Below are 24,424 nucleotides of genomic sequence, written 5' to 3'. Positions count from 1 at the left end.
TTCAGTATTGATTGGTGGAAAGCATAACGAGTGTACATCCTTCAACTACCTCTACTCCTTCACTACGAAGCAACTCCTCAAGCTCAGGGTTCTCACTGCCAGGGTTGAACACCACTCTTTTTGGGTGCAGTTGGGTAATATAGTCGTAAAGGCTCTTCTGATGCTGAGGGCCGACGTACATTGTAATTGTGTCTAGCTCATCTACCATTGGCGAGGATGTCACATCTAAAATTTTATGGCCAAAGACCTGTCCCTTTTTGATGCCTACGGGAACAATTTCGTGGCCTGCCTTCAAAAGTCTGTCAGCTGCGATATAGGCATACCGCTCAGGATTGGTGGTAGCGCCTAGTATTACTGTCTTTTTACTCATTTAGTTAACAAAAAAACCGGGGCCATTTTTGGGCCCAACTAAGAACCCAATATTCACCCCAATAATTATTGGAAATGAAATATTGCTCTGGTTTAAATCAGAAAACACATTATTTCGTTCCGCCGTCTCCTGATAATTCTTTCTCAGGAGCCTATAGCCGATGCCCGCTCCAATATAAGCATCCACGGTGAACCCACTGCCTCCCGGGTCGCTCAGCCACCGGTTGCCAATAAATAGTCCGTATTCAATTTTCTGCTCCTGTGTGCCTATTGTCATGCGGCGGTTGTTCACTCCCGTCGAATCGATGATATGCGCCCGGTGGTCAATAGAGGTAAATGCCACCTCCTGGCCAAAGTAGAACATCCCAAACAGGTTATCGCTATCGTAGAACTTTTGGCGCAGCTTAATTCTGCTTCCTTGCAGAAAGAGTTTATTGTCTCGCACAGAGGAGAATCCTTTGAAAAATGGTTGCTTCAGATAAATAAACTGAAATTCGTAGCCCAGCCGCTCCTGTGAATAGTGTTCGACGGACACCGGCAAGCCACCAAGCAGGGGTGCCAGTGGGTTTGTGGCAAATATCCACCCTTTGTATTCGCCGACTCTTGGCGTAAAATACCGGGAGTTTCGGTTCTTAAATTTATACTCTGGCTTGTTATAAGGCACCCTGTCTGGCACCAGGTCTTCGGTTTCGGAGAGCCTGAAGACCGGCTTATCATCCTCGTAAATAGGTCGGTAAAGTCCTGCCAGGCTGCCATCCTCGTGGTAAAGCTTCCACTCGCCCACCCTATCACCATTTCGAACTTCTCCTTCCATTTTCAGGGTGCCATTTTCATAATAGCCCCGAAAGACACCTACACCGTCGATGAAAAAGCATTCCCCCTCCAGTACCCCGCTTTCAAAATAATAGTACCACTGTCCAACTTTCACATCATCCTTCAGGTCGCCTTTCACTTTAATTTTACCGCTTTCAAAGTACTCTGTGTATGTACCAAAGCCGTCACGGTAAAGAACACTTCCCTTCGTCTGCCCATCTCTTTCGAACAGCTTCCAAGAGCCATCCTTTTTGCCATCTGCCAAGTTGCCCTCAGCACTGACAGTACCATCCTCATGATAATACTTCCAGTTGCCTTCCTTAGTCCCAGCTTCAAACGCCCCCTCTGCTGAAATCTCACCATTGGTGTGGAAATACTTCCAACCTCCTATCCGTTCACCCTCCCTGAACATGCCTTCAGCCTGCTTGCTTCCGTCTTCAAAATAGTACACCCACTTGCCTTCGCTTTTACCACCTTTGTTCAAGCCCTGTGCCTTTAGCTGCCCCGACGGGTAAAACTCTTTATAGATACCTGTCCCGTTTTCATAGAACGCCTGAGCTTTCAATGTTCCATCTTCGTAGAAGTAATTCCAAATTCCCTGGCGCTCGCCATTATTGAACGCCCCCTCACTCTTTATGTCTCCATGCTCAAAATAAAACGTCCAGTTGCCTCCCCGCACTTCGCCATAGAGGCTCCCCTGCATGCTCTTTTTGCCACTTTCGTAGAAGTATTCCCATTTCCCGAAGGGGATTCCATTTTCAAGGTATCCCTTCATTTTTATCCCACCACTCTCATAATAGTACTCCCACAGCCCTGATGCTGTGCCCCGGCTGTAGTTGCCCATCATTTGCTTGTTGCCAGTCACGTAGTAGGATTCGTAAAGCCCCTGCAACTCTCTGGGGTTGGCATAAGAAACGTGGTATTTTTCCTTCAGGTACTTTTTTTCCTGGTCATAGTAAACAGATTTCTCCTCCTGCGCCTTCAACGACTGAACGACACATAAAAGGCCAAAGGCCAGCAAGAACACCTGTTTAAAGACCGTCGCTACCATTTAGTTATTGACTTGGCGCTGCAACTACATCGGTTGACTTCCCCCATTGATGCAGCTCGGTTTCACTCCAAAGACCGGGAAAGAATGTAACCATTTGAAAGCGTGGCGGCAAGTATTTTTGCCAGTTGGTACCACCTGTGGCAGCAATTACGTCAGGCTCTCTTTGCAGGTATCTGGTGGCGGACTTAAAGTGAGACAGCGGCCATTTGACGTTGGCCTCCATATCTAATGCCCTCATTAGTTCAATAAGTTCCTCTTCCCCGTGCTTTTCGTACCGTTGTCGATATACATCCCAAATCGTCCGATGTTTTATCTCTTCGCCAAATTGAATAAACTCACGATGATATTTATCCTCAAACTGGCGAAGTGTCAGCGTCTTTTTCGACGTAGCCAGCTCCGTTGCCCCTCTTTTCCAATACAGGTTGTCGATCAGAAATTCCACTGAAGGTTCTCCGTGCACACTCTCCCGGTAGGCCTTATCGGTCAGGTTGATCAATGGTGTTGACCCGATTTCTATCAGTCGGTATTGGGCAGACTGAAAGCCGCTGGCAGGCAGCAGTGCCATTCTGAACTTCAGAAACTGCGAAGGCTCCATGCCGTCGATCATTACTTCAAAGGAATCCACCAGGTGTTTCCAGTAGCGATGGATCCTTTTGATCCTCATTTTAAAAAGGCCAATATCATCAGCGTCGTCGAACGACAGCTGCTTCATTTCGTTTCTTATCAGCTGAAAATAGAGTTCCGTGATTTGGTGATAAAGGATAAATATCTTTTCGTCAGGAAAACCGGTTCTCGGCGTCTGCAGACTCAGCAGGGTATCGAGGTGAATATAGTCCCAGTAGGTAAGGTAGTCAGCATGCAAAAGACCATCGAGATAGGATGACAAATCTTGCCCCATCGCCTCATACTTCTCCTCCAATTTTCTAATCTGAGACACGATCTTCTGATCTTTTTCCGAATTGCTCATCAAACAAAGGAATTAATTGTTTTAGTTGTAAATTTGAACGTTTAAAGGGATTTAACCAAAAAATAGCATGTCCGTAAATACATTAACCCCAGGCACCCAAGCCATTAAAAATCAAAAACAAGATCTATTCGAATCTCCCGACTTTTATGAAATAGATGACCTGCTAACTGAGGAGCATCTACTGATCAGGAGTTCAGTGAGGGATTTTGTTAAGAAAGAAATCACTCCCTATATCGAACATTGGGCCGAAAATAACCATTTTCCCTATGAGATCGTTCGGAAATTCGGAGAAGTTGGCGCCTTTGGCCCCACCATTCCCGCAGAGTATGGCGGAGGTGGGCTGGATTACATTTCTTATGGCCTGATTATGCAGGAGATAGAAAGAGGTGACTCGGGCATGCGCTCTACTGCCTCTGTACAAGGCTCCCTGGTGATGTATCCCATTTACAGTTATGGCAATGAGGAGCAAAAAATGAAGTATTTGCCCAAACTGGCGAGTGGCGAAATGCTCGGTTGTTTTGGTCTGACGGAACCTGATTTTGGCTCGAATCCTTCCGGCATGACAACCAATTTCAAAGACATGGGCGACCACTACCTCCTCAATGGAGCCAAGATGTGGATTTCGAATGCACCGAAAGCAGACATCGCCGTGGTGTGGGCCAAAAACGAAGAAGGCCGCATCCATGGCCTGGTAGTAGAGCGGGGCATGGAAGGCTTTTCCACACCGGAAACTCACGGAAAATGGTCGTTGCGAGCCAGCTGCACAGGCGAACTGGTTTTTGACAACGTAAAAGTGCCCAAGGACAACTTGCTGCCTGGTAAAAGCGGTCTTGGTGCTCCCATGAAATGCCTAGACAGCGCACGCTACGGCATTGCCTGGGGAGCGATTGGCGCAGCAATGGACTGCTACGATGCAGCCCGCCGGTACTCATTGGAGCGTATTCAGTTCGATAAGCCAATCGGAAGCTTCCAGCTTATTCAGAAAAAACTGGCCGAAATGCTTACGGAAATCACAAAAGCACAACTGGTTAACTGGAAGCTTGGTAAAATGATGAACGAAGGCAAGGCCACCACACCACAGATTTCGATGGCCAAGAGAAACAGCGTAGCGACGGCCCTGGACATCGCAAGAGAAGCCAGACAAATACACGGCGGCATGGGCATTACCGGAGAGTACCCTATGATGCGCCACATGATGAACCTCGAGTCGGTTTTGACTTATGAGGGTACGCATGATATTCACCTGTTGATTTTGGGCAATCACATCACAGGTATTCCTGCCTTCAAGTAACAGTCAGCCTGAGTGACTTTACAAAAGGAGGTTCCTGGTGATGGAACCTCCTTTTTTTATTCCCGGGCGTCGTTTGCAATGCTGTCGAAATCATCATCAAACCGCTGTGCACAAACCAAAGTCACTGCCCGGCCAATTTCTCTCTTTCAAGTTGGAGCAGGGGGATTTTTAGCAGAAATGAGCTGCGTATTTCCTTCTTGACCAAATTTTCATTAACCTTTGCGCTCGCTTAGATAAACATTCAATTAACAGACGCTTTATGAAGATTTCGATAATAGGTGGTGGCAACCTTGGGGTGGCAATTGCCGAAGGGATAATTAAAAAGAAGTACGCCAAAGCGGAAGACATTACCGTTACCCGTCGAAACGTCCAGTTGCTGGATCACCTGGCCGAAAAGGGTGTGAACATCAGCGCCGACAATGTGCAGGCCACCGAATCGGCCGACATGGTGATTCTTGCCATCAAGCCCAAGCAAACCAAAGAGGTGTTGCAGCAAATCAAGTTCGCAGTAGAAAAGAAGGGGCCTATCGTTGTGTCGGTGGTTACTGGTGTACTTATTCAGGACATGAAGGCCATACTGGGAGCACAGGCCTTGGTTTACAGGGCCATGCCCAATACCGCCATCGCCATTTGTGAGTCGATGACCTGCCTGGCCGGAGACGAGAGCAACAAAGACGCCTCGGAGGCAGTTTTGAAGCTTTTTTCGCAGCTTGGCTCTGCTATCTATATTCAGGAGGAGCTGATGAATGCATCTACTATCCTTGGTGCCTGCGGCATTGCCTATGCGCTCAGGTTCATCAGAGCAGCTTCTCAGGGCGGCATCGAAATTGGATTTAGTGCCAAAGTAGCGCAGCTAATTGCCACGCAAACAGTAAAGGGAGCGGCTAGTTTATTGCTTGAAGGCGGGCGGCATCCCGAATATGAGATTGACAAAGTAACTACACCGCAGGGATGTACTATTGCTGGCTTGAATGAAATGGAACATCAGGGCTTCAGTTCGGCGCTGATCAAAGGAATCATAACGTCGTACAACAAAATTTAAAGCTTGAGTGCCCACATGCCAAACGGATGTGGGCCATTCTCCCTTATCTCATCAATACCCCAACGGCCTCGAAGGATAATTCCTGAACGGGCTCAATGATAGCGGCGATTTCTTCGGCTGTCTTTCCGGCATCTTTGGCATAGTGTTGCAGTTCTTCAACAGGCGTCAGCGATTTCAATGCCACTCCTTCTATTACTACCTCCCTGCCTTTGGCGTCTTTTGGTACAAAGAAGCCATAGTCTTTAAATGTTACCCTCATGGTTTCGTTGTTGCCAAGATCCAGCTTCATCCAACATCCCTTAGCCTGGCACACCTCAACAATAGTCCCTCTCACTTTGGTGTAAGCTGAATCACCCGGCATCGCTGTAAGTTCGGCTACCGGTGCGGCCTGATCGTCGGATATAGTGGCACCAAAGCTTTCGTAGACCGCCTCTTCAGCAACAACAGCTTGCTCATTTTTCACTTCCTTTTGCTGGCAGGCAGTCAGCAGCAATGCTGAAATACCTATATAGAATAGTTTACGCATGATTGTCTATTTTTCGCATGAAGATACGAAACACGAGGTTAGGTTATCAACAAAATTCTGATCGGATTGTGGAAAACTTCTGATTAACAATCGTCTATGAAAGGTGAAGAATTGTTAATATTGAAATAGAAACCTACTTCCCCTAAGTTCAATGAAAATTGGAAAGACCTGGAGCAAAGTCCTTTTAATCGTTGAGGTAACATTGTTTTTCTCCCTCCTGGTGGTTATCGTCATCAATAAATTTTTCATCTCTATTTTTTGAGGTACGCATAACATTTCGTTTATCACATTTTTTCTAAAAACGCCGCTTCTTTTTTGCAAATTGTGTAAATGAAGGGTTGGACAAACTACCACAGCCATACGCACTACTGCGACGGCAAGGGCACAGCAGAAGAGTATATCAGCCGGGCGGTTGGGCTTGGCATGATTTCTTATGGCATTTCATCGCACGCACCCACGCCATTTACCTGGCCGTGGACGATGAAAAAGGAGGCCATGTCCGACTATTTCACTGAGATACAAGACTGCAAAGCGAAATACCTTGGGATTATTGATGTATACAGCAGTCTTGAGGTTGACTTTATACCTGGCGTTGTGTCGGTAAACAGCGACTGGATCATAGACGCCGATCTGGACTACAGCATAGGCTCGGTTCATTTTGTCGATTCCTTTGAGGATGGCACGCCGTGGGAGATAGATGGTGCATCGAAAGTTTTTGAAAAGGGCCTACAGGCCATTTTTGGTGGTGATGCAAAAGGTGCCATTCAAAGGTACTTCGCACTAACAAGACAAATGATTGCAGAAGCCCCTCCTACCATTGTTGGCCACCTCGATAAAATCAAAATGCAGAATGCCAACGGGCTTCTCTTCAATGAAAACGACAGGTGGTACCAAAAGGAGATTGTTGAAACACTTGAATCTGTGAAAGAGAAAGGCCTGATGTTGGAAATCAACACCCGGGGTTTATATAAAAAGAAGGCCAGCGAAAGCTACCCGTCGCCTTGGGTCTTCCGCTATCTGAAGGACATGTCGATTCCCATCATGATGAACTCCGACAGCCATCATACGCAAGAAATGACAGGATTTTTCAGCGAAACAGCCGAGCAGTTGATCGGTGCCGGCCTTACGCAAGTGATGGTCCTTCTCAACAATGACTGGCAGGAAGGTCGCCTTACTGTCGACGGGATTGAGATTTGATCTGTTGAGAATATGCGTCTTTTGCATTAGATTGATGTGACGCTAGTTTGATTTTTTAATAGCTATGCTGAACGCCCGAAGAGCAAATGGTTTGATGGGCATTTTGCATAACAACAACACACACATGAGCGAAGCAATGGATGCCCTCAGCTGGCAAAAGAAGATTTACCTTGACGGTATGGCTGGTATTTTACCGAAGGTACCTGTCGACTTCGCTAAACTTCAGAAGAAGGCCAAAAAGAACATGAGCAAAGAGGCCTGGGCCTACATCGCTGGCGGAGCAGGCCAGGAAACGACTATGCAGCACAATGTTTCCGGGTTCGACCGCTGGAAGATCGTTCCCCGCATGCTCAACGACGTTTCGGTAAGAGACACTTCTACTACCCTCTTTGGCCAAAAGCTTCCGCTACCACTGCTGCTCTCCCCAGTCGGCGTGCTTGAAATGGTGCACAAAAAGGCCGACCTGGCGGTGGGGAAGGCCGCCGCTAAAGCGGGCATCCCTTTTATCTTTTCCAATCAGGCATCGATACAAATGGAAAAAGTAGCGACGACCATGGGAGACAGCCCCAGGTGGTTTCAACTGTATTGGAGTAAATCGAATGAGCTGGTAGAAAGCCTGGTAAAAAGGGCCGAGAACTGTGGCTGTTCAGCTATCGTGGTGACGCTAGACACGTCGATGCTGGGCTGGAGAACCAGGGACCTGGATTTGGCCTTTCTCCCCTTCCTGAAAGGAAAGGGCATTGCACAATACACCAGTGATCCGGTGTTTATGCGCCTACTGAAAGAGAAAGCCATTGGTGAGGAAACGCCAGTTGAAAGAAAAATCAGGCCGACCACCTTTCTTTCACTGATCCAACTGCTCAACAACTACCCGGGCAGTTTCTTTAAAAACGCATTTTCGGGTGAACCCCTGGCAGCGGTCAGACAGTTTATTAACATCTATTCGAGGCCGTCGCTTACCTGGAAGGATCTTGAATTTCTCAGAAAAAGAACCAAACTACCCATCCTGCTAAAGGGCATTCTGCATCCTGACGATGCGAAAATGGCTATGGAGCATGGCATGGATGGTATCATCCTGTCAAACCACGGAGGCCGCCAGGTGGACGGCTCTGTCAGCACCATTGAGATGCTGCCAGAGGTAAAAAAAGCCGTTGGCAACGATTTCCCGATTCTGCTGGACTCCGGTGTCCGCTCCGGGGCGGACATGATGAAGGCGCTGGCGCTGGGCGCTTCAACCGTGTGCATTGCCAGAAGTTACGCTTTCGGGCTGGCCATTGCCGGAGAACAGGGTGTGTATGATGTGATACGAAACATGGCGGCCGATTTTGAACTCAATATGAGGTTGGCTGGTTGCAAAAATATTGAGGAAGTTAAAGCGCTGAAGCTGAGAGGATAGCGCTTTTCACGTGACCAAAACCCGAGCAGCAAATCTGAAAGAACAAATAGCAAGCGCCAAAAGGCAAATAAATATCAAATTCGAATAAGAGAAATTCGAAACTTGGAGCTCTGCCTGATATGCCTCCCCCAGGGCTGTCCCCTGACAGCCCAAACGCATCGCAAAAGACTTTCGTCAAGGTCTGTCGGGGGACCATAGCCGTCAACCTAAGACAAATTTTGATAGGAAAAGAAACGAAAATTCATTTTGGAGCGAAAAATCAAGGATTTTTCAGCTTACGTTAGTCAGTTTCTTTCTAGTGAAAGTCTTGACTTAGTTGCCAGGCAGACGGGTTTTAAGCAAAGATCCTCCACCATTACTCCGGATTCCTTCCTCAATACGGTCTTCTTTTCAAATGCCCAAAGCTGCCCAAGTCTGAGTGAATACAGTGTAGGATTAGCCTATGACGCTTCGATAAACGTCTCAAAGCAAGCTATCGACAAGAGGTTTAATCATAAGACTGAAGCGCTGTTGTCACAAATTCTGAAGCATATCATTTCAAAGCAACTGAAAAGGACTTCTACGCTCAAACACAACTTTTTCAGTGAGATAAGGATACAAGACAGCTCAAAATTCATAGCTCCTAAGAACCTTGCAGGTACTTTTCCTGGCTATGGAGGAGCCGGAAGGGAGGCTATTGCGCAGATACAATTGGAATATGAGCTTCTTGGCGGGAAAGTGACAGAATTATCCTTTGGCTCAGCCCTGGATACTGATGCGAAAGAAGGTATGGAAAACATCGAGCACATCCCCAGAAAGGCCTTACTTATCAGAGATTTAGGCTATTCGTCACCAAAAGCCTTCGAGGAAATCAGAAAACGAGACCTCTACTTCGTTAGCAGAGCTAAACCTCAGTGGTCAATGTATACAAAGCATAATGGAGAACTGGTAGTACTTACCATAGAGGATATTAAGGAAAAACTGCTGGCACAGAAAGAGCCATTTATTGATTTGGATATTTATATAGGCAGTAAGTTCCTTTCACCAGTCAGATTGATTGCCAGCTTAATATCAGAGGAACAAGCACAAAAACGGATCAAAAGGAAAACGGACAATAAGGCAAAAGTATCCAAACTGACTAAGGAAAGTGCCTGTTTGAACCTGTTCGTCACCAATGTGGGAAGAGAAGTGTGTGATGCAATTCAAGTCTACAAATTATATACGCTACGCTGGCAGATAGAACTTGTTTTTAAAACCTGGAAAAGCATTATGCGACTGCATAAAATACATGCGATGAATGCAACAAGATTCAAATGTGTGCTACTCATTAAACTCATATGGGTGATGCTGAATTGGACTTTATTGCGGCTGGTTGAGGAGAAGGAAGCCTGTGAAATGAGTCTTCATAGGCTAAGCAGAACCATGGTTAGTCCGTCTCAGAAACTAACATTAAAGCTCATCCAGGACAAAGAATCCTTCTACCATTGGCTAGAGCAACTAATCCAAATAAGCCGAAGACATCATCAAAAAGAGTATAAAAAAGGAGACGAGAGTACACAAGACATACTTTCCAGAAAATTCATTTAATTAATTTGTAATCAGTATATTATCACAACAAAACAAGGTCAGGCCTCCTCTAAAAAGGCCTTTCAAAAAAACATGGAAAATAAAACTTGGCCATGCAGAATGGCCTTGCCATGTTCAGCAATTATTTCTTAGGTTGACGGCTATGGTCGGGGGACAGACCATGGAGTTGGAGGTTGGTTTTTGGCATTTCAACAGATGTCTGGCAACACCACCCGTCATTTTACATCAAGCATCCAATGGAAATTCAAACGTAAAAACGGCTCCTTTACCCGGAGCTGTGTCAACGGTGAACTGCCCTCCGAACTTCTTCACCCGGTTTTCAATATTCTGTAAGCCAATACCGCCTCTTCTTCTGGTTTCTTTGTAGTCGAAGCCTATTCCGTCGTCCTCCGCAGTCAGTATCACGCTGTTCTCTGTCTTATTCAGCTGAACGATGAACTCGCTGGCATGCGCATGCTTGAGCACATTGGCCAGCATTTCCTGGGTGATACGGTAGATGCCTGTTTCCATTTCTACAGGCAGCCGTTCTTCCAGGTTAAAGTGCATCACTTTCATGGCCACGCTGTCCGACTGATTGATCCTGGCGGCCAGGTCATCCATGGAGCTGACCAGCCCATAGCGAGACACCTGTCCGGTAGATAGGTTATGGGAAATGCGCCTCACTTCGGTCACCGCCTCATCCAGCATTTGGGTGGTTTTGACTGTCTCGTTTTCAGTGCTTTTTTGTTCTACGTCTTTTTTGACAGTGCTGCCAATGAAATTGAGTTTAATCGCCGACAGCATACTTCCCAGCCTGTCGTGCAGCTCCTCGGCAATACGCATGCGTTCTTTTTCCTGTCCTTCTATCAGGGCATTCAGTGAGCTCACCTCTTGTTCCTTCAAAAGGGCGTCGATACGGACATTGCGTTCTGTTAGCGCATGTTGACTTCTTAGCTGGCTTGCCTTTTGCCGTTGCGCAAAAAAGGCAGAGACTGCAATGGCCAAGGCGACTGCCAACACAATGCCCACCCGGTAGGCGTTCTTTTCTGACGTGGCCAGCAGCACTTCCTGCTCCTGCGCCTTCTTTTCTGATGTGAGCTTCTCAATTTCCTTTTCCTTGAGCTCGGTTTCGTACTTGATGGTGAGTTCCTTTACCACCTTTTCCTTTTCGATATTCTGCAGCGAGTCGGAGAGTTTATGGAAGAGCTGAAGGCTTGTGTAGGCTTTGGATAAATCTCCTTGGGCATCATATACTTGTCGAAAAAGAACTTGGGCATCTATGCTAAACCTAAGAACTCCAACATCATTAGCCACTCTCTCCATCTTTTCTGCATAGTCCAACGCCGACCTATAATTCTTAAGCCTGTATTCTGTGCGTGACAAGGACGCTAGATTATAACAGTAACTGTAGGCGCTACTTGCTGTTGAGAGCTCCTGCTCTGCCTTTAAATAGTAACTTTTGGCTTTAACAAATTTTCCCTGGACATAAAAGTTGTACCCAATAGCTGTCCAGACTTTTGGATAACTGGCTTCGTCGCCGAGTGCTTGATATAAACTAAGAGACTTTTCATAGAAACCTGAAGACTCATCTATCCTTTTTTTAACCACAGATAGAACTCCCATGTTGAAGTACATGTCGGCGAGTTTACCAGGGGAATCCGCACCTTCAAGAATCGTTAAAGCTTCTAAATAATAAGCCTCGCACTTATCGTACTCCTTAGTTTCCATATAGTAATTACCCAATGCATAGAGAGAGGTTGCATAATCAGTCGGTTTTCCATATTGTTTCATTAATTCAACCGAATGTAAGTTGTATTCAAGGGCCTCTTTTCTATGTCCCAGATATTTATGAGCGCTGCCCAGAGTGGTGTAATTATCAGCAACCCGTAAGGAATCCCCTAATTCCCGAAAGATCTCTATCGACTTGACCCCATAGTCAATAACATTTAAATACTCATTCTTATAAAAATACGCTGTTGACATATTCCAGTATAGTTCCCCAAGTTGACTATCTCCGTCAATGTTCTCAAGCAATGGTAAGAGATGTTTCGCTGCTACTAGTGAAGAATCAGGGCTTCTTATTCGGTGTTTAATGACTAGCGAAAAAAGGCTGTCGATTTTCGAATCTTCTTTTGACACTTGACTAAAAGCAAATTGAGAAAAAAAGAAAGTGATTGTAAGAACTAAATACTTCAGGTTCATTTAAATCAATTGGTTTCCTGCTGGAGCATATGCACCATTTATATACTCTGTTTTAACAGAAATAACTGGCAACACTAAAACTAGTAAAAATAGTGATAGTTAGAACTGAGAACGACAAATCGCAAGTTCCATACCGGAGTTTCGTCAGGTCTGTCGGGGGACAGGCCACGGAGTTGGGAGTCCTTTTTGAGCTTTCTCCTTTTGTACCTTGGTGCTTATTTGAGATTTGTCTTTTGCTATTTGGGATTTCCTTGCTTCAGCCTTGGAGCTTATTTGAGATTTGCTTTTTGTTGTTTGGAGTTTCAACCCCCTAGTTCTGCAAATCAAAGTACCCATTCTCGTAAGCATAACGAATCAGGCCGGCGGTATTTTTCACCCCCAGCTTGTTGATGATATTACGGCGGTGGGTGTCTACCGTAAAGTGGCTGAGGAACAGCTTGTCGGCAATTTCCTGTGAGGTGAGCTCCTGGGCGATTAGCTTGATAATCTCAATTTCCCGGGTAGTGAGGAAGGTATTTTCATCTTTCTCCTTCCGGAAACTATCGTAAAAAATACCGGAAACCTCTTTACTGAAAAATTTCTCACCATTATTCACGGTTTTGATGCCCTCTACCAACTCCTCCTTGCCGGTGTTTTTCAGCACATAGCCATCCACGCCCGACTCCAGCAGCTCACGGATAAAGCCAGGCTTGTCGTACATGGTCAGCACAAGAATCCGAATTTTCGGGTACTTCTTTTTGATCTGTTCTGCCACCTGAAAGCCATTCATCTTTGGCATTTGCAGATCGAGCAATATTACATCGACTGGCTTTCTGGAAACAAACACCATGGTTTCCTCTCCATCGTTGGCCACACCAACAATCTCCAGCCCCTCTACATCGTCCAGCAACGACTTGATGCCATCTACCATCAAATGATGGTCATCTGCTATCAACACCTTAATATCACTCATGCCTCTAATGGAAATTCAAATGTGAAAATTGTCCCTTTTCCCGGTGAGGAGTCCACGCTGAACTGCCCGCCGAATTTCTTTACCCTATTGTCAATATTATGAAGGCCAATGCCTCCCCGCTTTCTGGCTTCCTTGTAGTCAAATCCTTTGCCATCATCCTCGGCTGTCAGGATAACGCTATTATCTGTCTTACTCAACTGAACGGTGAATTCTTTGGCGTTAGCATGCTTCAGCACGTTAGCCAGCATTTCCTGAACAATGCGGTAGATGCCAGTCTCCAGCTCAATGGGCAGGCGCTCGCCAAGGTTGAAATGCAATACTTTCATTTTGATGCTATCCGAGCGATTGACAGTGGCCGCCAGGTCTTCCATGGATCCGACCAGGCCGTAACGAGACACCTGCCCGGTGGAGAGGTTGTGCGACACCCGCCTTACCTCCGTAACGGCTTCATCGAGCAGACCGCTGGTTTTGGCAGAGTAGTCCTCCACCTCGTCCTGACTTAGGTCCCGCTTCCCTATCCAGCCGTTAAAGTTGAGCTTAATGGCCGAAAGCAGGCTCCCCAGCCTGTCGTGCAGTTCTTCGGCAATGCGCAGGCGTTCTTTCTCCTGCCCCTCCAGCAAGGCGTTCAATGTGCTGACCTCCTGCTCCCGAAGTAGGGTGTTGATCTGTGTGTTTCGTTCCGACAGGGCCTTCTCACTCCGTAGCTGTATGGCCTTCTGCCGCTGTGTAAAAAAAGCCAGGATGGCCAACGCCAGGGCAATGGCAAACACCACGGCAATCATGTAGGCATTCTTTTCTGTGGTGGCGAGAAGTATTTCTTTTTCCTGAAGCTCCTTCTCGGAGGAGAGCTTTTCTATTTCTTGCTCTTTGAGTTCGGTTTCGTATTTGATAGTGAGCTCCTTTATGGTTTTCTCCTTTTCCAGACTATAAAGAGAGTCAGAAAGATCATCATACCGATCAAGGCTAGCAAACGCCATTTCAAAATCACCTTTTGCAAGATAAATTAGTTTGAAAAGGAGCTGGGCTTCCATACTGTATCTAAGAGCACCAATTTCATTTGCCAATTGATTCACTTTCTCCGCATATATTAGAGCTACATCATAATTCTCAAGATTGTATTCTGTTCTAGAAAGTAAAGCTTGATTATGACAATAGTTGAATTTATCTTCAAATTCCTCAAAACCCTTTTCCGCTTTCAAAAAATAGGTTTTTGCTTTGGACATATCACCACGGTTGTAAAAATTCCGTCCAATAGTGCCCCATATTCTTGGAAACATATATTCATCACCCAGGCTCTCATAGTATATCAAGGATTTCTCATAAAAATCTAGTGACCTGTCCAACTCATTTTTGACATTCAACAAGTTCCCCATATTGAAATACATATCAGCGAGTCTACTTGTGTCTTTATCCTGTTCAAAGAAACTGAGTGCTTGGAGGTAATACGACTCGCATTTAGCGTAATCTGCTAGCTCATAATAAGAATTCCCAAGAGCGTAGAGAGCTGTTGCATAATCAGATGAAGTCCCAAACTTCTTTCTGAGCTCTGCAGACTTAATATAGAATTCTAATGATTCCTTCTTTTTTCCAATAAATTTGTATGCATTGCCAAGGGTTGTAAAATTGAGAGCGACTCCCATCGAGTCTCCGAGCGGTCTAAAAAGCTTAATCGATTTCTGGCTATATTCAATAACCTTGTCATAGTTAGCCTTTTGTTCAAAAGTCTGGGCAACATATCGATAAAGCGTTGCTAATCCTCTGCTGTTTTCACCCAATAACAGAATGCTCTCCAAAGAAGATGCAGCTACCAAGCCAGAGTCCGGGCGGTTGTTTATTGAATTGTAAACAACAGAAAAAAGGCTGTCAATCTCAGCCTTTTCTTGTAGTGTCTGACTATTTGCATTAAAGGTAAAAATTAATAACGATAGTATAAGTAAAACTCTAAATCTCATCTAAATTCATTTTTCTTGAGGGTTTTTGGGAGGATCTGGTGGCGGTGGCGGCGGGTCATTTGGTGGATCTCCTTGTCGAAATTCAGCATTGTAAACAAATGAATCATTGATCGGCAGCTTTTTCATAATAATAAGGGTTAGTAAGTGAAAAATTCATCTACGCTTAAATATACCGGTTTACCGTCACCACGACATACCGACTTTTAGGTATTTTCAACAAACTTCGCCAGCAAACTATGGAAATGATGCACGCCTTTCTCTCGTGTTGGTGAGAACCGGCCTCCCGGGTAAAACCGGGATCGAATGCCCTTCTGCACTGCTTCCACTACAAACTCATCTTCCCGTTCTACCTTGTCGGTCATCACGTCCGCTCCCTGCTTGTAGCGCTCCTCATCCAATATATAGGTAAGGAAACTCACCCTGGTTCTGCCTATTGCGAGTGGCTTCACTATGTTGACAGACAGCCCCCATGGATAAAAGTTAAACATCATATTGGGGAAAACCCAGTAGTACCATGCTGAAACGATCTTGCCTGCGTCGGGGTGGCCATTGGGCAGTTCAAAGCAGTCGCTGCCGGGCTTACCATAGCCAATCTGTAGGTTACAGTGGTCGTAAACCACGGTCTTGTATGTGCCGTAGTCGAGCACAGCATTCAGGTCTTTGTGCACAAACGGGATGTGAAAGCCTTCGAGGTAGTTGTCGCAATACAGGGCCCAGTGGCTATTGACCAGGTAGTCCCGGCTGAATTCCGGCGCAAAGCGAAACTTCGTGTGGTCAAGAAACCCTACCCGCTCTTGCATCACATCAATCACCTGCTGAAAATCAAAAGCCGGAGCCAGCGAGGTGAAAAGGAAGCCGAACCACTTCCTCACATCTAAGGCAGGCAGGTTATCGCAGTCTCTGGGAAAATTTTCTGCTTCACCAAACTCCGGCATGTGCTCAAACTTGCCATCGAGGGCAAACCTCCGACCATGGTACTGGCAAACGAGTTTTTTTGCCCTACCGGGGTTCATGCAAAGCAACGCCCCCCGGTGGGTACACACATTGCTCAGGCAGCGTACTTGCTCATCGCTGTCTTTTGTTAGCAATAGCGGCTCATCCAGGTAACCGTCGAGCAAAGTAAGCGGGTAGACACTCTCCGAAAGGCTTACCTGACTCTCCTGCCCTATCCACTGCCACGACCGGGCAAAAACTTTCTCCCTGAGGCTTTCGAACACATCGCTGTCTCGGTAAAAGGAAGCGGGAAGCGTTGTAGCTCTTTTGATATTTGGGTCAATGTTCAATGGGCTCATGATAGGTTTCGATGGATAAACGACCAAGATAAGGATAACCCCAAATGAATGCATGAAACGCATTGAAATTCTGGCACCCGCCGAGCCGCTCTACTCGCTTTCCATCGCCATAGCCCCGGGTTTAAACCCGGGGCTATGGCGATGGAAAGCCAATGACCCCGTTTCTCAATCGTAAAAAAATGTCATCATTGTGCTACCTTAGTTCGAAACTTGCGTATCTCCCAATTGACATCGCTCTATGAGGACATCTTTTGCTAAAATATCATTTATCCTGGTGCTGGTCATTGTGCTGCCCATCAGTGTGCTGGTGATATTCGAAGTCCGCAGCCTCAATCAGAGCGTGGCCATGATGCAGGCCATTTACGACAAGCAGATCGACACCTTCCTGTTCTCCATCAATCAATATTCAGACGACGTGGTCAACAGCATGACCACCCGCATTGATGATGCCTGGGCAAGAAAAGGGGCCGGCGAGTTCCCAAAAGAGATCCTTGAAGGTTACCCGGGGGTGTCGGCTATCTTTTTCTTTCCGTTGGAAAAAAACCAAAAGCTGGCCTTTTACGCCAAAGACGAAATCCCACAACAACAACTCATAACCCTGCTTGAAAACCATATCCGGGAGGACTCAGCGCTGGTTAAAAAAATGACTGGCTACCGGTCGGCTGGCTTTCGGAAAATTGAGCCCTACAAGGTGCTGGCTGCAGAAGGTGAACGATTCAACACCCTGCTGATGGTGCTCGGCGAAAGTCCTGACACTTATTCGCTCTGCGTGATGATCATTCGCCCCTCCGACTTCATCGAAGAGCTGATTGCGCCAAAAATGGAGCAGGTAGCTGGCGAAGAGTTTGTGCTGGCGGCATCCAACAAGGTAACCGGCGAGCTTATTTACACCACCGACTCACTGATGAATAACAAGGCACGCTCCAAAACCATCTGGTTGCTGCCTGAGTACGAGCTGGAGATCTACATTCCCGGCAACTCCATTGAGATGGTGATGCAGGAGCGATCCAACACCAACATGATCATGATAGGCATGGTGTCGCTGGTGCTGCTATTGGGTTTTGCGATGGTTTTCAGGAACATCAGGGCAGAAATGCAGCTGGCGCAAACCAAGTCGGACTTTGTCAGCAACGTGTCTCATGAAATCAGAACGCCCCTATCGCTCATCAGCATGTTTGCCGAAACCCTGCTGCTGGGGCGGGTAACTACTGAGACAAGAAAGAAAGAGTACTACGAGATCATTGTAAAGGAAACCGGCAGGCTGACCAATATTGTGAATAAGATCCTGAATTTCTCTCAGATAGAGGCCAATAAAAAGACGTATCACCTGGAGTCGGTTTTGCTCAACGACATTGTGAGAGAGGTGCTCCACACCTATTCGTTTCATTTGGAAAACAAGGGATTTACCTACAAGGTCCACTTCACGGATGACTTACCCAACATGATGGCGGACACGGAGTCGGTGATGGAAGCCATTATTAACCTGCTGGACAATGCCATCAAATACAGCCCCGACACCAAACACCTTGACATATCTACGGAAAAGATGGATCAATGGGTCGTGGTGGCCGTCAAAGACCAGGGCGTGGGCATTGAAGAAAAAAAGTTAAAACAGATCTTCGACAAGTTTTACCGGGTGACGCAGGGCGATATCTACAACACGCAGGGAGCGGGACTCGGTCTGTCGATAGTGAAACACATTATGGAAGCCCACGGAGGGCAGATTATCGTGGAAAGCAAGCCCGGAAAAGGCAGCACCTTTAAACTGATGTTTCCTATTTTAGCAAAGAAATAACAACACCATGGCCAAGATATTGATAGTAGAAGATGAACTGCACATGCGCATGGGGCTGAAGGACAACCTTGAATTTGAGGGCTACGGCGTGGAGCTGGCAGAAGATGGAGAAAAGGGCTTGCAGAAGATTCAGCAGGCTTCGTATGACCTGATTGTGCTTGATGCGATGATGCCCAAAATGTCGGGATTTGATGTATGCCGACAGACAAGGAAGCTTGGCATCAAAACGCCGATCATCTTCCTCACGGCCAAAGGAGAGGAAATCGACAAAGTATTAGGGCTTGAGATAGGCGCCGACGATTATATGACGAAGCCGTTCAGTCTGAGGGAGCTCATTGCCAGGATAAAGGCCATATTGAGAAGAACCGATGGGCAATCAGGAGCGGGGGCGGCAGGAAACGCAGATACTATTGAGAAAGCCACCATTGGCAGGCTAACTATCGACTTTAAGCACTACCTGGCCCACGAGGGGAGCGAGCAGGTAAAGCTATCGCACAAAGAGTTTGATATCCTGAAGTTTCTTTTGGTCAACAAAAACGACATTGTAAGCCGCTATAAGCTACTGGAAGACGTTTGGGGTTACGAAGCCCAGCCCACTACCCGAACGGTCGACAATTTTATACTGAAGCTCCGCCAGAAGGTGGAAGACAACCCAAATGAACCTAAGATTATCCTGACAGTGCACGGCATAGGGTATAAGATGATTATTGATTGAGGAGTTGAGGAGTTGGTGATTTGAAGATTTGAAGATTTGAAGTTGTTGCGTGTCGGGCCTATGCTGTAGTATCGGGCCTAGAGGCTGCTCCTGTCGTATGCGCCTATAATCAAACAAACTAAGAATCATCGATCATCAGAATGGGGGCTTCACCGCCATCCTTTAGGTATATCACTCCGTCCGGGCCCTTTCAGGGGTGCCCGGCTCAGGGGTGCCCGGCTTAGGGCTTGACCGTAGGTGTCGGTACGGCCACTGACCCCAATGAAAGAGCCGTCAGACACCAGATTGCATAACATCCAACGGTTAAACCTTCCGGCGGCTGACGGCCCCACCGCAGTAAGCCCGCTGGCCGTACCGACGCCCGCTAGCAATCTCCGGTCTCCCGACTTCGGTCTTCAAACTCTTCTCGCCCCCCTTTTTACATCTCTCAACAACTTTATGACATTTCGTGACACCCCTTGACTGGGCCGTGACAAACCCGGCGCAGGTTGCCCGTATTTATGTATAACTAATTCAACAACAAGTCAATTAAATTCAGAAACTCATGAAAAGAACTATCATTTTAAGCGCAATGCTCGTAGCAGCTATGAGCACAGCCACATTGGCAGAAGGCAATGGTGACAAGTCATCCAAAGCCGCTCTTATTCCTTCACAAGTTGAGGGCAGGTACAACCTGATTTACGCTGACGCCACTCCCGGCATGGTCAAAGTAAAAATACTGGACGAAGCAGGTCACGTACTAAGAGTGGATCGCATCGATAATAAAACAGGCTTCAAGCGCCCCTACAACATGAAGGATCTCGGCCCCGGCACTTACCAGGTCGTGGTGTCGGATAAAGATGGTGAATTTACTCTTTTGGCCCGGGTTCAGGAACTTGAAGAGATGGGTGTTAACCAACTTGGCAATAGCAAATACCAGCTAGTGTATAAAGACCCTAAAAGCCACGGAGCCACCATCGGCATATTTGATCAAACCGGAGAGTTGGTGCATAGCGAAAGTATCACCTTCAAAGATGGCTTCAGCAAGGTGTTCGACCTTTCTGGTATTGGCTCCAAGGGCTTCACTTTCGAAGTGTCGTCCAGCAACAGCTCCAAGAGGGTGTCGATGTAACAATTTCTAAAAATTTAGTTTAATAGTTGTTTGGAGAAAGTCCCGCTAGTCTCAAGCGGGATTTTTTAAATGACAAAGTTTTACAACAATCAATTGAAAGCCAGGGTTAATTTCTTTGAAAAAAAGAAAAACGCATAGATATTGCTCGTCCTGGGTGAGAAAAATGAACATCTGGTATGTTCGTGAACCGTAAACAGATCACCTGATGCATAGCGCTAGATACATTTCTACTATTTGCCTTCTGCTATTTTCTGCTTCAGTTTTTTCACAAGGAAGAAACATGCAAAAAGTGGTGTCGCTGAGAGGTAGCTGGAAGTTCCATATTGGCGACAATATGGACTGGGCCAAGTCCAGGTACGATGACAGTCAATGGGAAACTATCTATGCGCCGTCAGAATGGGAGTCGGAAGGCTTTAACGGCTATGATGGCTACGCCTGGTATAGAAAGAAATTCGATGGTACCGAAGTAGCCAAGTTCAACAATATTTACCTCAACCTAGGTTATATCGACGATGTAGATCAGGTATATATCAATGGCCATCTTGTCGGCTTTTTCGGGAGCTTTCCCCCTCATTTCAGCACAGCCTATAATGCCAAACGGTGGTATTGCATTCCATCAGAGTTTTTAAACCTCAAAGGAGACAACGTCATTTCGGTACGGATATTTGACACCATCCATAGTGGCGGCATCGTGGGTGGCGACATTGGCCTTTTTGCGTCGTGGAGTCCGCTCGATCAGGGCATGATGCTGGAAGGAGTATGGAAGTTTGCAGAAGGATACGAGTCGCAATGGAAGTTTGCTAATTTCAATGATGAAAAGTGGGGTGTGATTATGGTACCTGGCTTCCTGCACACCAAAGGCAAAAAACACTGGGAAAGCACCTTCTACTACCGCAAGCACTTCAGAATGGATGCTAAGCTGAAGGGCAAGCCACTGGTGCTGCTGCTTGGCAAAATCGACGACTTCGATAAAGTGTATTTGAATGGAAAGCTGGTTGGCGCAACAAATGACGGCAGGCCATTGGGGCAATCGCACTCATGGGAAACCTACCGGGACTACCCCATCCCACCAGAGTTTATCAACTGGGAAGGCGAGAACGTCATTTCGGTGGAGGTCACTGACATTGGAGGGAACGCTGGCATCTATGAAGGCCCGGTAGGCATCTTCCCGGCGGAGATCATTGATAAGTTTTTGAGATAGCTTAAGCATGAACAGCTAAATCGCACCGATCCCCATATCCATCCTCCTCGAGTCTTAAAACTTTTGCTTAATTTCATAACAACCAATGCTCGTTGCTATGAAATTAAAATACCTCTTCCTGCTCCTCGTTTTCTCATTCTCTGTTGCGAAAGCACAGCCGAAGGTTTCTGACCTTGATAAGTACATCGCCAAAGCACAAAAAGAATGGAACGTACCCGGCATTGCCGTGGCCATTGTTAAGGATGGAAAGGTCGTGCTTTCGAAAGGTTACGGAGTAAAGGAAGCCGGAGGTACCGAAGCGGTAGATAACGAAACACTTTTCGCCATTGCCTCCAATACCAAAGCATTTGTGGCAACGGCCATCGGGCAACTGGTTGCCGAAGGCAAGCTCAATTGGGATGATAAAGTGATTGACCACCTCCCCTACTTTGAATTGTACGACGACTACACCACCCGGCATGCTACAGTAGAAGATCTGCTTTGCCACAGGCTAGGCCTCGGCACATTCAGCGGTGACCTGATGTGGTACAAGTCGAACCTTTCAGCCGAAGATGTGGTCAAAAAGGTAAAATATGTACCGCAGGCTTATGAGTTCCGCAACGGATATGGTTACTCCAACCTGATGTTCATTGCAGCTGGCGAGGTCATCAGAAGCGTTTCAGGTCTACCATGGGATGAGTATGTAAGGAAGCAAATCATTACACCACTGGGCATGAATCGCACTGTAACATCCACCAATGATTTAGAAGCCAAAGGCAACTACGCCTCCCCACATAAACCGGATGCCATGGGGAACAACGAACCTATTCCCTGGGTGAACTGGGACAATATGGGCGCAGCCGGTGGCATCATTTCCAGCGCCGACGACATGGCCAAATGGGTAATTATGAACTTAAATGGGGGCAAAATGAATCAGCAAACCATCATAGCCAAAGAGCAACAAAACAGGCTGTGGACTCCGCACAACAACTTCGTTGTGTCGGAGCAGGCAAAAGCAGCCACACCAGGCAGGCACTTTTCGGCCTATGGCCTTGGTTACGGCGTGAGTGACTACTATGGCCGACAATTGGTAGCCCACAGTGGGGGCTACGATGGCATGTACTCTTACGTGATGATGGTGCCCGATGAAAACCTGGGGGTGGTGGTGCTCACCAACAGCATGAAAAGCATCGCTTCTCCACTGAGCTACTACATCATCAACCAATATATCAAAGAAGAAACAAAGGACTTCTCCGTTGAAGCCCTGGCCGGGAACGACAACAACAAAAGCCATGTTGATGACGTAGCCAAAAGAAGACAAGCCCTGGTGAGCGGCACAAAACCCAGCCTGTCGCTGGAAAAATATGCAGGCACCTACTGGGCGGGCATGCATGGCAATGTGGTAGTGGTAAAACAGGGCGATAAACTCTGGTTTTATGTGGAGGACAACCCGGGTTTAACTGCCGACCTGGTGCACTGGCACTACGACACCTGGGAGATCAAATGGCGGGAGCCACAAGCCTGGTTTGACTTCGGCACACTACAATTCAAGATCGACAACAACATGAAGGTAACCGGCCTACGCTTCGACGTACCCAATGGAGACATTTTCTTTGATGAGGTGGATTTAGTGAGGAAGGAATAAGGGAATGCGTGTATTTTAGGCTTGGTGAGGATTAGCCCTGAGCAATTTAGGAATATGCCTAATGCTATATGATGACGCTTCCTGTAAAAATTATGGACTGATCGGTGCCCGGCATGCCTTAGCGAAAAGGAACATGGGTGACTTTCGAAGGGCGGACGCCTGATATAATTACGCTAATAGGCTCATCAGGATCGGAATCGGTGAAGCGGAAGAACTTACCTAGACTTGAGGTGCGACCATGGCGGTTAAGACAAAATTGGCCGGCGTATCATCTGTTGGAATGGCAAAAAGTTTCGGTGGTGTCAGCAGTGGGGATTGAAATGTGCCTAATCCACCGTTTTTAGATATAACCTGGATGATATATGCAGTAATTGCTGGCGTTGGCTTTGTTATCAGAATACCAGCAATAAAAGAAAAATTGATTGCATTTCGAAAAGAAAGAAGCGCAAGCAAAGCTTAGCTAATTTATAAAATGAAAAAAAATAAAATGAAAATAGCAGTAACATCGGCCAGCGGCCAATTGGGGTCAGCCATCGTGAAACAACTGATAAAAGAAATTGGGGGAAAAAATGTAGTTGGCATCGCACGAACTCCTGAGAAGGCCAAACACCTTGGGGTTGACATCCGAAAAGGAGATTACAACAGTCGCCAGCAATTTGATGAGGCGTTGCAAGGCATGGATGCGGTTCTTCTACTTTCTGGCATGGACGATCCTCAAAAAAGAATTCAGCAACATCGAAATGTCATTGAAGCAGCGAAAGCCAATGGTGTCAAAAAGATCGTTTACACCAGCATTGTTGGAGATGAGACTAAAACGGCCTTTAGTCCTGTTGTTCAAAGCAATCGCCAAACCGAGGCTGATGTTCGGGAATCCGGACTTCAATGGGCAATTGGCCGCAACGGCATCTACATTGAGCCGGATCTGGAGTATTTAGACCATTACTTCGAAGCGGGAGAGATCAGAAATTGCGCAAGTGATGGGAGTTGTGCCTACACAAGCAGAGAAGAGCTGGCTTATGCTTACGCTCAAATGATAACAGGTGAACAGCATAATGGAAAGACGTATAATTTGGTAGGCGAGCCGATTACCCAAACGGAGTTGGTAAATTTGATCAATCAAGTATATGGAACCGACCTCAAATACAATGCTGTATCAGTTGACGACTATGCCAGGGAAAGAAAAGCAGAACTAGGAGAGTTTATCGGAACCATCATCGCCGGGATCTACGAAGGGATTAAAAATGGTGCAAATGCGGTACCCTCCGATTTTGAAAAGGCTACTGGCCGACCCCATATGACACCACTGGCGATGATTGCGGCTTTTAAGAATGAAGACTGAAACCCGGGGAAGGCGGTAAAACGAACGACAACGGAAATCCGAAA

At 46.6% G+C, this 24,424-nt stretch carries 21 protein-coding genes; 12 read left to right on the top strand and 9 right to left on the bottom strand.

The features are described from left to right. Position 1: 1 nt before the first annotated feature. From RIF36_RS12165 to RIF36_RS12155, 3 genes are read right to left on the bottom strand one after another with little or no spacing between them, the layout of a single operon-like run. On the bottom strand, positions 2 to 370 hold the full coding sequence (locus RIF36_RS12165; RefSeq protein ID WP_350127348.1) for a CoA-binding protein: 369 nt from the start codon (positions 368 to 370) through the stop codon (positions 2 to 4). Beyond that, positions 371 to 2,233: a toxin-antitoxin system YwqK family antitoxin gene (locus RIF36_RS12160; RefSeq protein ID WP_350127351.1), complete on the bottom strand. Its 1,863-nt coding sequence runs from the start codon at positions 2,231 to 2,233 to the stop codon at positions 371 to 373. A gap of 4 nt (positions 2,234 to 2,237) precedes the next feature. Then, positions 2,238 to 3,200, bottom strand: a complete 963-nt coding sequence (locus RIF36_RS12155; protein ID WP_350127354.1) for a tryptophan 2,3-dioxygenase family protein — start codon at positions 3,198 to 3,200, stop codon at positions 2,238 to 2,240. A gap of 67 nt (positions 3,201 to 3,267) precedes the next feature. Here RIF36_RS12155 and RIF36_RS12150 point away from each other — a divergent pair, with 67 nt between their 5' ends. After that, positions 3,268 to 4,491 carry an acyl-CoA dehydrogenase family protein gene (locus RIF36_RS12150; RefSeq protein WP_350127357.1) on the top strand — a complete coding sequence of 408 codons (1,224 nt, stop codon included), beginning with the start codon at positions 3,268 to 3,270 and terminating at the stop codon, positions 4,489 to 4,491. A gap of 259 nt (positions 4,492 to 4,750) precedes the next feature. Continuing rightward, positions 4,751 to 5,533 carry a pyrroline-5-carboxylate reductase gene (proC, locus tag RIF36_RS12145; protein WP_152000914.1) on the top strand — a complete coding sequence of 261 codons (783 nt, stop codon included), beginning with the start codon at positions 4,751 to 4,753 and terminating at the stop codon, positions 5,531 to 5,533. Positions 5,534 to 5,576: 43 nt separating this feature from the next. Here the strand turns inward: proC and RIF36_RS12140 are convergent, their stop codons facing one another. Further along, positions 5,577 to 6,059, bottom strand: coding sequence for a DUF4920 domain-containing protein (locus tag RIF36_RS12140; protein ID WP_350127360.1), 483 nt, complete (start codon positions 6,057 to 6,059; stop codon positions 5,577 to 5,579). A gap of 330 nt (positions 6,060 to 6,389) precedes the next feature. Between RIF36_RS12140 and RIF36_RS12135 the strand changes: the two genes are divergently transcribed. The 3 genes from RIF36_RS12135 (at position 6,390) to RIF36_RS12125 (ending at position 10,218) form a co-directional block, all read left to right on the top strand. After that, positions 6,390 to 7,256: a histidinol-phosphatase gene (locus RIF36_RS12135; protein ID WP_350127363.1), complete on the top strand. Its 867-nt coding sequence runs from the start codon at positions 6,390 to 6,392 to the stop codon at positions 7,254 to 7,256. 64 nt (positions 7,257 to 7,320) lie between these two features. After that, positions 7,321 to 8,652 carry an alpha-hydroxy-acid oxidizing protein gene (locus RIF36_RS12130; protein WP_350149353.1) on the top strand — a complete coding sequence of 444 codons (1,332 nt, stop codon included), beginning with the start codon at positions 7,321 to 7,323 and terminating at the stop codon, positions 8,650 to 8,652. A gap of 246 nt (positions 8,653 to 8,898) precedes the next feature. Beyond that, positions 8,899 to 10,218, top strand: a complete 1,320-nt coding sequence (locus tag RIF36_RS12125; protein ID WP_350127369.1) for an IS4 family transposase — start codon at positions 8,899 to 8,901, stop codon at positions 10,216 to 10,218. A 225-nt stretch (positions 10,219 to 10,443) separates the two neighbouring features. On the opposite strand, the gene RIF36_RS12120 is transcribed toward RIF36_RS12125, so the two are convergent. The 4 genes from RIF36_RS12120 to RIF36_RS12105 form a co-directional block, all read right to left on the bottom strand. After that, positions 10,444 to 12,231: a tetratricopeptide repeat-containing sensor histidine kinase gene (locus tag RIF36_RS12120; protein WP_350127372.1), complete on the bottom strand. Its 1,788-nt coding sequence runs from the start codon at positions 12,229 to 12,231 to the stop codon at positions 10,444 to 10,446. A 478-nt stretch (positions 12,232 to 12,709) separates the two neighbouring features. Further along, positions 12,710 to 13,351 (bottom strand): response regulator transcription factor, encoded by a 642-nt coding sequence (locus tag RIF36_RS12115; RefSeq protein WP_152000421.1) that lies wholly within the window; start codon positions 13,349 to 13,351, stop codon positions 12,710 to 12,712. Further along, on the bottom strand, positions 13,348 to 15,303 hold the full coding sequence (locus tag RIF36_RS12110) for a tetratricopeptide repeat-containing sensor histidine kinase (RefSeq protein ID WP_350127375.1): 1,956 nt from the start codon (positions 15,301 to 15,303) through the stop codon (positions 13,348 to 13,350). Before RIF36_RS12110 ends, RIF36_RS12115 begins: the two co-directional genes overlap by 4 nt. A gap of 203 nt (positions 15,304 to 15,506) precedes the next feature. Continuing rightward, entirely contained in the window at positions 15,507 to 16,595 is a 1,089-nt protein-coding gene (locus tag RIF36_RS12105; protein ID WP_350127378.1) for an aromatic ring-hydroxylating oxygenase subunit alpha, read from the bottom strand. 52 nt (positions 16,596 to 16,647) lie between these two features. Between RIF36_RS12105 and RIF36_RS12100 the strand changes: the two genes are divergently transcribed. From RIF36_RS12100 to RIF36_RS12075, 6 genes are all read left to right on the top strand, one after another. Next, positions 16,648 to 16,770, top strand: coding sequence for a hypothetical protein (locus RIF36_RS12100; RefSeq protein ID WP_350127381.1), 123 nt, complete (start codon positions 16,648 to 16,650; stop codon positions 16,768 to 16,770). 63 nt (positions 16,771 to 16,833) lie between these two features. Then, entirely contained in the window at positions 16,834 to 18,390 is a 1,557-nt protein-coding gene (locus RIF36_RS12095; protein WP_350127384.1) for a sensor histidine kinase, read from the top strand. Positions 18,391 to 18,397: 7 nt separating this feature from the next. After that, positions 18,398 to 19,105 carry a response regulator transcription factor gene (locus RIF36_RS12090; RefSeq protein WP_350127387.1) on the top strand — a complete coding sequence of 236 codons (708 nt, stop codon included), beginning with the start codon at positions 18,398 to 18,400 and terminating at the stop codon, positions 19,103 to 19,105. Positions 19,106 to 19,649: 544 nt separating this feature from the next. Further along, the gene (locus RIF36_RS12085; protein WP_350074727.1) at positions 19,650 to 20,216 is read left to right on the top strand and encodes a hypothetical protein; all 567 of its coding nucleotides are present in this window, start codon (positions 19,650 to 19,652) and stop codon (positions 20,214 to 20,216) included. A 205-nt stretch (positions 20,217 to 20,421) separates the two neighbouring features. Continuing rightward, the gene (locus tag RIF36_RS12080) at positions 20,422 to 21,417 is read left to right on the top strand and encodes a beta galactosidase jelly roll domain-containing protein (protein WP_350085782.1); all 996 of its coding nucleotides are present in this window, start codon (positions 20,422 to 20,424) and stop codon (positions 21,415 to 21,417) included. 97 nt (positions 21,418 to 21,514) lie between these two features. Next, positions 21,515 to 23,041, top strand: coding sequence for a serine hydrolase (locus RIF36_RS12075; protein WP_350074731.1), 1,527 nt, complete (start codon positions 21,515 to 21,517; stop codon positions 23,039 to 23,041). Between the two features lie 219 nt (positions 23,042 to 23,260). Here the strand turns inward: RIF36_RS12075 and RIF36_RS12070 are convergent, their stop codons facing one another. Beyond that, entirely contained in the window at positions 23,261 to 23,494 is a 234-nt protein-coding gene (locus tag RIF36_RS12070; protein ID WP_350127390.1) for a hypothetical protein, read from the bottom strand. Between the two features lie 34 nt (positions 23,495 to 23,528). Between RIF36_RS12070 and RIF36_RS12065 the strand changes: the two genes are divergently transcribed. Then, on the top strand, positions 23,529 to 24,380 hold the full coding sequence (locus RIF36_RS12065) for an SDR family oxidoreductase (RefSeq protein ID WP_350127392.1): 852 nt from the start codon (positions 23,529 to 23,531) through the stop codon (positions 24,378 to 24,380). The last annotated feature ends 44 nt before the right edge of the window (positions 24,381 to 24,424 follow it).

Source organism: Imperialibacter sp. (assembly GCF_040222815.1).
Lineage (GTDB): Bacteria > Bacteroidota > Bacteroidia > Cytophagales > Cyclobacteriaceae > Imperialibacter.
Note: the sequence above shows the minus strand (reverse complement) of the source record. Positions and strands in the feature narration are given on the sequence as shown.